The organism is Nocardiopsis quinghaiensis (genome assembly GCF_008638365.1).
Taxonomy (GTDB): domain Bacteria; phylum Actinomycetota; class Actinomycetes; order Streptosporangiales; family Streptosporangiaceae; genus Nocardiopsis; species Nocardiopsis quinghaiensis.
The window spans coordinates 1-6,438 of sequence record NZ_VWVU01000053.1 but is presented as its reverse complement, the minus strand read 5'-3'; the positions used below and the strand labels follow the sequence as shown (position 1 = coordinate 6,438).

General features: G+C 74.3%; 2 protein-coding genes. Both read left to right on the top strand.

Annotated features, from left to right (window positions below; all coding sequences use genetic code 11):
* Positions 1 to 353, top strand: a 353-nt coding sequence (locus FYX01_RS26410) for a hypothetical protein (RefSeq protein ID WP_223830660.1), incomplete at its 5' end; no start/stop codon positions are given.
* Positions 354 to 367: 14 nt separating this feature from the next.
* Positions 368 to 6,438, top strand: a 6,071-nt coding sequence (locus FYX01_RS25865; RefSeq protein WP_150246479.1) for an SDR family oxidoreductase, incomplete at its 3' end; no start/stop codon positions are given.

Genomic DNA, 6,438 nt, shown 5'->3' with positions numbered 1-6,438 from the left:
TCCACCACCACGGAGCCCGCCACTTCTGGGAAATCGGACCCCAACCCCACCTCACCCCCCACGCCCGCACCACCCTCAACGACCCCACCACCCACTGGCACACCACCCTCCACAAAAACCACCCCGAGCAACGGAGCCTGTACCAGTCCGTGGAGGCCTACCTCAACGCCGGCGTCGGAGAGCTCGACTGGGCCGCGCTGCACGCGGACAAGGGCGGACGCACCATCCCCGTCCCGGGCTACCCCTTCGCCAGGCAGAGCCTGTCCGTCGGCCCGTCCCGGACCGCCCACGCCCCGCCCCCCGGTGAGAGCCCGGTGGAGACTCACCCCCTGTTCGACAGCGGCAACGAATAGAGAGATGAGGGACTGTGACCAGACGGACCCAGAGCTACGGGAAGACCTTCGGCCACGACGACGCGCTCGTCTCCCAACACCGCTTCGACGGCCGCGCGCTGCTCCCGGCCGCGGCCCAGACGGAGATGATGCTGGTCGCCGCCATGGCGGGTTCCCGCTTCTCCCCCGTCGAGCTCAACGACGTCGCCTTCCCGCGACCCCTGTACCTGGAGGAGGGAGGACGGGAGAGCGTCCGGTTGGAGGCGCTCACCCGCGACGACGGCGGCGGCGCGGACCTCACGATGCTCGCGGTGGCGGGACAGCGGGTCCTGTCCACGTCGCGGAGCCGTCGGCTGGGTGAGCAGCGGCCCCCCGAGGCGTGGCGGGTCTCCTGCCCCGACGGACTGGACCCCGCCGAGCTGTACTCGGCCTGGTCCGCGGCCGGCATGGAGTACGGTCCCGACCTTCGGGTCGTGCGTTCGCTGTCCGTCGGCGACGGCCAGGCCGAGGCCGAGCTGGACGCCTCGTCCACGGCCGGACCGTGGCTGGCGCACCCCCATCTGGTGGACGGGGTCCTGCAGGTGGTGAGCGTCGCTGCACAGAGCCGGACGGCGGCCTCCGGACCGCACGTGACCCTGCCCGTGGGCGTGGACCGGCTGGCCGTGTTCGCTCCCCTGCCCTCCCGGGTGAGCGTGCGGGTCAGGAGCGTGGAGTCCACGGACACCCACGCCGTCGCCGAGGCCCAGGTCCTCGACGGCCGTGGCCGGGTCGTCGCCCTCCTGGAGGGGGTGCGAATGCGCCGTAGCGCCTCCTCACCCCGTTCCGTGCTGGGCAACCGGGTGGTGTGGGCTCCCTCCGACCGGCCCGGCCCGCCGAAGGCCGAGGGCACCTGGGTCGTCCTGCGCCCCTCGGCGCAGCGGGGCACGTCGGCCGCGGAGGAGATCGTACGGTTCCTGCGCGACCGCGGCGCCCGGGTGGTCGAGGTGCTCCCGCCCGCCGCTGACACCTCCGACGATGGCGCCCGCGTCCCGCCGGAGATCTCCGAGCAGACCTTCTCCCGTCTGTGGGAGAGGGTCGGCACGGTGTCCGGCGTGGTGCACCTGTGGTCGACGGGGCCCGAGCGAGACGAGGACGACGAACTCGACACCGGGCTGTACGCCTGCCTGCACGCTCTGCGGACCCTGGGCGCGCGCCAGCGCACCGGGCGTTTCGTGGTGGTGACGGAGAACGCCCAGCCGGTGGGGGAGGGAGACCGGCCCGTACCGGGCAGGTCGGCCCTGTGGGGGCTGGTGCGCACGGCCGCGATCGAGTATCCCGGTCTGTCCCCGCGCCTGGTCGACATCGACTCCGGTTCCGCCTCGGCCCGGTCCGTGCCCGACGAACTCGGTGAGGGCCCGGTGGAGTGCGCCTACCGCGACGGCGCGCGCACGGTCCCCTCCCTGGTGGCCCTCCACGCCTCCGGCACGGGCACGGGTGTGCGCCCCGGGGGGCGCTACCTCGTCCTGGGCGGCCACGGGGGCATCGGTGTGGAGGTCGCCGAGCGTTTCGCCCGCGAGGGTGCGGGCGAGCTGGTGCTGGTGGGCCGCTCAGAGCCGGGCCCGGAGGCGGCAGAGCGCCTGGCCGAAACCGGCTGCCGGATCCGCTCGGTGCGCGCCGACGTCTCCGTGCCCGGCGCGCTGGCGGCCGTGGTGGCCGATCTGGTCGCCGACGGGCGCGGACTACACGGGGTGGTACACGCGGCGGGCGTCCTGCGCGACGGGCTGCTGCGCAACACCACGCGCGAGGACGTCGCCGCGGTACTGGCCCCGAAGGCGGCGGGGGCGCGGGAGCTGGCCGCCGCCGTGGAGGGCCTGGAGCTGGACTTCGCCGTACTGTTCGGTTCGGTGTCGGGCACGTTCGGCAACCTGGGCCAGGCGGGCTACGCCGCGGCCAACGCCTACCTGGACGGTTTCGCGCACACCATGGGCGGTCCTTGGACCACGGTGTCGTGGGGGCTGTGGGGCGAGGTCGGTATGGGCACGGAGGTCGCCGAACAGCTGCGCCGCCGCGGCGTCAACCCGCTGGGGACCCGGGAGGCCCTGGACGAGCTCATGGCTGTACTGCGCGGCGGGGAACACCTGGTGGTCGCCGCCCATCCGGACGGCGGAACGGTCCCGCACCCGGTCCCGGCGCGGCCCCGCCCCTCCGCGGAGCCCGAGACCGGCGGCTCCTCCCCGGAGGCGGTCGGCGAACAGGTCGAACGCCTCCTGACCCGGCGCCTCGGCATCGACCGGCTGTCCCCGACGGCGCCGCTGGGCGACTACGGGATCGACTCCATCATGAGCGTGGAGATGTCGGAGGAGCTCTCGCGGCTCCTGGGGCGGGAGCTGCCCGCGACCCTGTTCCTGGAGTACCCGGACGCGGCGGGAGTGGCCGAGGCCCTGGTGGAGCGCTACGGCGTACGCGTCCCGGCGCGCTCCGGTGAACGGTCCGGACCCGGTGGTGACGGGGCACCCGCGCCGTCCGCCCCCGTGGAGCCGCAGGCCCCGCCGCGCCGGGAGGACGTCGCGATCGTCGCCGTGTCCGCCGACCTGCCGGGCGGAGGGGGCCTGGACGGCTTCTGGGACCTGTTGGTGTCCGGCGGCCACGCGTTCACCGACGTGCCCGCCGATCGGTGGGACGTCGACGCCCTGTTCGAGCCCCGCTCCTCGGCGATGACCGGCACCTACTGCCGGACCGGTGCCTTCCTCCGCGTCCCCGAGCGGTTCGAGCACCGCTTCTTCGGGGTGTCGCAGCGCGAGGCCGACGAGATGGACCCCCAGCAGAAGATGCTGCTGGAACACGCCTGGCACGTGGTGGACGAGGCCGGTCTCAGCGACCGCTCCGACATCGGGGTGTTCGTGGGGGCGACCTACCAGCACCACCGGGACACCTCGGGTCTGGAGGACGTCAGCCCCCACACGGCACTGGGCTCGATGAACGCGCTCCTGGCGAACCGCGTCTCCTACACGCTCGACCTGACCGGCCCCTCCCAGACCGTCGACACGCTCTGCTCCTCCTCGCTCGTGGCACTGCACCAGGCGGTGCAGGCCCTGCGCGCGGGCCAGTGCGGAGCGGCCCTGGTGGCCGCATGCCACGTGGGACTGACTCCCTGGTACTACCGCAGCCTCAGCCAGCTCGGGGCGCTCTCCCCCGGCCTGCCCCGCCCCTTCGACGAGGACGCCGACGGTTTCGTGCCCGGCGAGGGCGCCGTCGCGCTCCTGCTGCGCCCACTGTCCGACGCCGAGCGCGACGGGGACCGGGTGTGGGGTGTCATCCGCGGGACGGCGGTCAACCACGGCGGCCGGGGAGGCGCCCTGCCCGCTCCGCGCCGGTCCGCCCAGGAGGCCGTGGTCCGCGAGGCCCTCACCGACGCCGGGACCCCTCCCGAGGAGGTGACCCTGGTAGAGGCCCACGGCACGGCGACGCGGCTCGGCGACCCGGTCGAGGTGGCGGCCTTGGGAGGGGTCTTCGGCTCCGCATCCGGCGAGCGCCTGCTGGGTTCGGTGAAGGCCAACATCGGCCACCTGGAGCCCGCGAGCGGCCTTGCCGGCCTGCTCAAGGTCGTACTCTCGTTCCACCACGGGGCGATCCCGCCGCTGGTCGGACACGAGAACCCCTCCAGCCGGATCGACCTGGCCGCCGCGGGCCTGTCCGTCAACCACGACACCGTGCCGTGGCCGAAGGACCGGCCGCGCGTCGCCGGTGTGAGCGCGTTCGGGATGGGCGGCACCAACGCCCACGTCATCGTGGCCGGCCACCCGGCGCCCTCCGCCTCGACCTCCGCCGCTGGACGCGAGCACGTGCTGGTGCTGTCAGGACACACCGTCGAGGCCCTGTCCGGCCGGATCCGCGACGTGGCCCACTGGCTGTCCGGGTGCGGTGAGGAACTGGGTGACGTGTGCTTCTCCGCGGCGGTGGGCAGGCACCACCAGGCTTTCCGAGCGGCCTTCCACGGCTCCGACACGGCCGAGGTACTGGCCGGGATGCACCGGGTCCTGGAGGCCGGAGGGGATCCGGCGGGTGCCTCGGTGCGCGGAGCGGGCGCCCCCGTCCCGGGGCCGCTGGCCGAGCGGGCGGCCAGGTTCGTCGACGGCGAGCGGGTCGACTGGCACTCGGTGTACCCCGCTGGGCGCCGCGTCGTGCTGCCCCCGTACCCGTTGGGCGCCGCGGACTCCGCTCCGCCGGAGGAGACGGCGTCCGCCGTAGCGCTTCCGGGCCCGGACGAGGAGAGGCTCCTGATCGGCCAGCACCGGATACTGGGCGAGCCGACGGTACCCGCCGCGTTGCTGCTGGCGCGGGCGCTGCGACGCTCCCCGTCGGTCCGCGACGTGGTCTTCGCCGAGCCGGGCACCGGGCCCGGGGAGCTCACCGACGAACTGTCGGGGGACACCGTCTCCTTCCGCATGGGCGGCAGGCGCATCGCGCGGGCGCGCTTGGACGGGGCAGCCGGTGCGCCGCCCCTCCCCGCTCCGTCGGAGGAACCCGCCAGGCCCCTGGACCCGGTGGGCCTCTACGCCTGGTTCACCGCCGCCGACATGGAGTACGGCCCCGCTCTGGCGGTCATCGACGGAATCCGCTTCGGCTCCGACACGGCCGTGTGCTCACTGCGGACGGACACCGGCTCCCCTCACGGCACGGCGGTGGTCGCCGCGATCGACGCCGCCCTGCAGGGCATGGCGGTCCTGACCATGGCGGACCGCTCCCCCTCCGGGTCGGTCCACCTTCCGGTCTCGGTACGTGCGGCACACGTGTTCGGTGACCCCTCCCGTACCAGGCGGGTCCGCGTGCGTCTGGTCTCGGTCGACACGGAGGGAGCACGCGTGGCCGACACCGTGCTGACGGACGGGGAGGGCAGGACCTTGGTCTCCCTGACCGGTGTCCGGTACCTGCCCGTCGGCGGTCCGGCCGCACCGCGGCGTGAGGGGGAGGACGCCGGTCGCGGTTCCGGGGCCCGCCCCACGGTCCCCGACCCGGCGACGCGTGTGACCGGCACGGTCCGTGCGCTCCTGCGTGAACCCGACCTGTCACCCGACACGCCCTTCACCATGGTGGCCCTCGACTCGATGCTGGCGGCCGAGATCGCCGAGCGGCTGACGTCGGAGCTGGGTGCGCCGGTCAGCGCGCTCGACGTCCTGGACGCCCGGGACTGCCGCAGCCTGGCATCGACCATCGGCGTTCCCGAACCGGCCCCGGTCCCAGGGGCGGAGGCCGCTCCGGTGACGGAGGAGGCGCAGGCGGGGACCGCTCCGGAGGCGAGAGCGGAGGCGGAGCCCGCTCCCGGGTCCGTCCGGGTGGCGGCGGAGCCCGTGGACGGGACGCGCGAGCGGCCCGTCCCCTCCCGGACGGCGCCGAGCGCGCGGGAGGACGCCCCCGTTCCCCGCGACGACGTCGCGGTGGTCGGTTTCTCCCTCGCCGTTCCCGGAGCCCGCACGCCGGACCAGCTGTGGCGTCTGCTCAGGGAGGGCGCGAGCGCCGTCGGCCCCGCGCCCGCCGACCGCTGGCGGGGGCTGGCGGACCGCCCCGCGGGCGGCTTCCTCGAAGGCATCGAGAACTTCGACGCCCGCCTGTTCGGGGTCTTCGCCAATCAGGCCAGGGTCCTCGACCCCCAGGCCCGATGGCTCCTGCGCGGGGCCTGGGAGTGCCTGGAGTCGGCCGGAACCGCCCCGACAGCCGTGGCGGGCACCGGGACAGGCGTGTTCGTGGGGGCCAGCTACCAGCACTACCGCGAGTACAACATCGAGTCAGAGCTGGACGCGCTGAGCGGCCTGGGCAACCACAACGCCTTCCTCGCCAACCGGGTCAGCCACTTCCTGGACCTGCGCGGCCCCAGCATGACCATCGACACCCTGTGCTCGTCCTCGCTGGTCGCCCTGCACCAGGCGGTACGCAGCATCCGGGCGGGAGAGTGCGACCAGGCCCTCGTCGCAGGAGTGAGGCTCGCCCTGTCGCCGCTGCACTACCACGCCATGAGCAGCCTGAAGGCGCTGTCGCCGACGGGGAGGTCGCGGGCCTTCGACGCCGACGCCGACGGCTTCGTCCCCGGAGAAGGCGTCATCACCCTCCTCCTCAAACCCCTCCACCAAGC